Origin of the sequence: Shewanella sp. 8A (genome assembly GCF_023475945.1) — a bacterium.
In the GTDB taxonomy this organism is placed as follows: Bacteria; Pseudomonadota; Gammaproteobacteria; order Enterobacterales; family Shewanellaceae; genus Shewanella; species Shewanella xiamenensis.
Genome location: NZ_JAMDJP010000142.1, coordinates 1 through 203 on the forward strand (window position 1 = coordinate 1; position 203 = coordinate 203).

The window sequence follows — 203 nt, forward strand, 5'->3', positions numbered from 1 at the left end:
TTTAATTGAAGAGTTTGATCATGGCTCAGATTGAACGCTGGCGGCAGGCCTAACACATGCAAGTCGAGCGGCAGCACAAGTAAGTTTACTTATGAGGTGGCGAGCGGCGGACGGGTGAGTAATGCCTAGGGATCTGCCCAGTCGAGGGGGATAACAGTTGGAAACGACTGCTAATACCGCATACGCCCTACGGGGGAAAGAGG

Annotated in this window: 1 rRNA gene; it reads left to right on the top strand. The window is 53.2% G+C overall.

The features are described from left to right. Positions 1-2: 2 nt before the first annotated feature. Positions 3-203, top strand: a 16S ribosomal RNA gene (locus M0413_RS23175); the annotation flags it as partial.